Genomic DNA, 3,097 nt, shown 5'->3' with positions numbered 1-3,097 from the left:
AGTCGAAAGGCGGGCAGTGAAGAGACTGTTTTGGGTTATATAGTCAAGTGATTAAGCGTACACGGTGGATGCCTTGGCAGCCAGAGGCGATGAAGGACGTTGTAGCTTGCGATAAGCTTCGGGGAGGTAGCAAACAACCTTTGATCCGGAGATTTCCGAATGGGGAAACCCACCTGTCATAAGGCAGGTATCGCATACTGAATACATAGGTATGCGAGGCGAACGCGGGGAACTGAAACATCTAAGTACCCGTAGGAACAGAAATCAATTGAGATTCCGTCAGTAGCGGCGAGCGAACGCGGATTAGCCCTTAAGTCTGTGAAAGATTAGGAGAACGGTCTGGGAAGGCCGGCCATAGTGGGTGATAGCCCCGTATCCGAAAATCTGATCAGGTGAAATCGAGTAGGTCGGAGCACGTGAAACTCTGATTGAACATGGGGGGACCATCCTCCAAGGCTAAATACTCCTGGCTGACCGATAGTGAACCAGTACCGTGAGGGAAAGGCGAAAAGAACCCCGGAGAGGGGAGTGAAATAGAACCTGAAACCGTGTACGTACAAGCAGTCGGAGCCCTCTTTGTGGGGTGACGGCGTACCTTTTGTATAATGGGTCAGCGACTTAATTTCAGTAGCGAGGTTAACCGTTTAGGGGAGCCGTAGGGAAACCGAGTCTTAATAGGGCGTTTAGTTGCTGGGATTAGACCCGAAACCGGGCGATCTATCCATGGGCAGGTTGAAGATGCGGTAACACGCATTGGAGGACCGAACCGACTACCGTTGAAAAGTTAGCGGATGACCTGTGGATCGGAGTGAAAGGCTAATCAAGCTCGGAGATAGCTGGTTCTCCCCGAAAGCTATTTAGGTAGCGCCTCGGACGAATACCACTGGGGGTAGAGCACTGTTTCGGCTAGGGGGTCATCCCGACTTACCAAACCGATGCAAACTCCGAATACCAGTGAGTACTATCCGGGAGACACACGGCGGGTGCTAACGTCCGTCGTGAAGAGGGAAACAACCCAGACCGCCAGCTAAGGTCCCCAAATTCCAGTTAAGTGGGAAACGATGTGGGAAGGCTCAGACAGCTAGGAGGTTGGCTTAGAAGCAGCCATCCTTTAAAGAAAGCGTAATAGCTCACTAGTCGAGTCGGCCTGCGCGGAAGATGTAACGGGGCTCAAACTGGATACCGAAGCTGCGGCAGCAGACTTGTTCTGCTGGGTAGGGGAGCGTTGTGTAAGCCTGTGAAGGTGTGTTGAGAAGCATGCTGGAGGTATCACAAGTGCGAATGCTGACGTGAGTAACGATAATGGGGGTGAAAAACCCCCACGCCGAAAGACCAAGGTTTCCTGCGCAACGCTAATCGGCGCAGGGTGAGTCGGCCCCTAAGGCGAGGCAGAAATGCGTAGCTGATGGGAAACGGGTTAATATTCCCGTACTTCTTATAACTGCGATGGAGAGACGGAGAAGGCTATGCCTACCGGGCGTTGGTTGTCCCGGGGAAAGGCTGTAGGCTGAGGTGTTAGGCAAATCCGGCACCTTAAGGCTGAGAGTCGAGACCACTGGTCCTTTGTGACCGGGAAGTGGTTGATGCCATGCTTCCAGGAAAATCTTCTAAGCTTCAGGTTATAAGGAACCGTACCCCAAACCGACACAGGTGGTTGGGATGAGTATTCTAAGGCGCTTGAGAGAACTCGGGTGAAGGAACTAGGCAAAATTGTACCGTAACTTCGGGAGAAGGTACGCCGCTGACGGTGACGAGACTTGCTCTCTGAGCTATTGGCGGTCGCAGTGAAAAGGCCCCTGCAACTGTTTATTAAAAACACAGCACTCTGCAAACGCGTAAGCGGACGTATAGGGTGTGACGCCTGCCCGGTGCCGGAAGGTTAATTGATGGGGTTAGCTTCGGCGAAGCTCTTGATCGAAGCCCCGGTAAACGGCGGCCGTAACTATAACGGTCCTAAGGTAGCGAAATTCCTTGTCGGGTAAGTTCCGACCTGCACGAATGGCGTAATGATGGGGGCGCTGTCTCCACCCGAGACTCAGTGAAATCGAAATCGCAGTGAAGATGCTGTGTACCCGCGGCTAGACGGAAAGACCCCGTGAACCTTTACTATAGCTTCACAGTGGACTTTGAACCTGCTTGTGTAGGATAGCTGGGAGACTTTGAAGCGGTGACGCTAGTCATCGTGGAGTCGTCCTTGAAATACCAGCCTGGCATGTTTGAGGTTCTAACCTAGGTCCATTATCTGGATCGGGGACATTGTGTGGTGGGTAGTTTGACTGGGGCGGTCTCCTCCCAAAGAGTAACGGAGGAGCACAAAGGTACCCTCAGCACGGTCGGACATCGTGCAACGAGCGTAAAGGTAGAAGGGTGCTTGACTGCGAGACCTACAAGTCGAGCAGGTGCGAAAGCAGGTCTTAGTGATCCGGTGGTTCTGTATGGAAGGGCCATCGCTCAACGGATAAAAGGTACTCCGGGGATAACAGGCTGATACCGCCCAAGAGTTCATATCGACGGCGGTGTTTGGCACCTCGATGTCGGCTCATCTCATCCTGGGGCTGAAGCCGGTCCCAAGGGTATGGCTGTTCGCCATTTAAAGAGGTACGCGAGCTGGGTTTAGAACGTCGTGAGACAGTTCGGTCCCTATCTGCCGTGGGCGTTGGAGATTTGAGAGGAGCTGCTCCTAGTACGAGAGGACCGGAGTGGACGAACCTCTGGTGTTCCGGTTGTCACGCCAGTGGCATTGCCGGGTAGCTACGTTCGGACGGGATAACCGCTGAAAGCATCTAAGCGGGAAGCCTCCCTCAAGATGAGATCTCCCTGGGAACTTGATTCCCCTGAAGGGCCGTTGAAGACCACAACGTTGATAGGCTGGGTGTGGAAGCGTTGTAAGGCGTGAAGCTAACCAGTACTAATTGCCCGTGAGGCTTGACTATATAACACCAAAGCAGTCTTCGGCTCCAAGAGCCAGGACCGCAAAGAGACGGTGTCAGAGATTGGACGCTTGCAGCATTGACTAGCAAACTTCTCGTTCCCATTTGGCTTTGCCGGTGAGCAGTGTAGTACACCGGTAAGGCAACCTAATTTAGCGATGCCCGCG

Annotated in this window: 1 rRNA gene; it reads left to right on the top strand. The window is 53.1% G+C overall.

The window, feature by feature from the left end:
• The first annotated feature begins 41 nt into the window (after nucleotides 1-41).
• Nucleotides 42-2,933: ribosomal RNA gene (locus tag A0251_RS17050) — 23S ribosomal RNA — on the top strand.
• Nucleotides 2,934-3,097 lie beyond the last annotated feature (164 nt).

The sequence above is a fragment of the Alcanivorax sp. NBRC 102024 genome (assembly GCF_001602235.1).
Classification (GTDB): domain Bacteria; phylum Pseudomonadota; class Gammaproteobacteria; order Pseudomonadales; family Alcanivoracaceae; genus Alcanivorax.
This window is presented reverse-complemented; position numbering and strand designations above follow the sequence as displayed.